Here is a 563-nt window from a genome sequence, read left to right on the forward strand (position 1 = left end):
GTATGGCATCAAAACGAATGGCAATTTTATCTGGGCCGCTAGCCCAAACAGTGTGCGCTGAATTTTCTATAATGAAATTCTGTGGAACGGAAAAAGTTATGCCCAATTGCGGGTGAATAAATTGGTTGTTTTGAACAAAACCTGTATGAGGGCTGCCCCCAAAAATCATGCCATCAATACTCTTGAGAAAAGCATCACGATCCGTGTTGCCAGTGTTTGCTGAACTGATTTTATGTGCTTTTTCTATCGCAAGACGAATCCGTTGCGGGGTGGTTGGATGTGTTATGAGAAAACCTAAGGGAGCATTTTGACTTCCTGGGATATTACGAAAAAGGCTATAGGCTGCCATTGACTGGAGAAAGCGCGGCAAAGAAAACGGATCATATCCTGCTTGTTTGAGCATTTCCAGTGCAATCGAATCGGCTTGTAGTTCCTGATTACGTGAAAATTGTGCGAGTTTTCGCTTGTTTTCGATGCTTTTGTGAATTTTCTCTCCACTGAGAGAGAGAAGATTTGATGATATACGCTCTGTTGTCTTCAATTCTGCTTTTTTTTGTAAGCGT

General features: G+C 41.9%; 1 protein-coding gene. It reads right to left on the minus strand.

Going from position 1 to position 563, the window contains the following annotated elements; translation table 11 throughout:
• The coding region (locus tag ACFIO5_RS13285) for a M48 family metalloprotease (protein ID WP_375705667.1) at positions 1–563 on the minus strand (563 nt) is incomplete at both ends.

The organism is Bartonella sp. AA86SXKL (genome assembly GCF_042196885.1).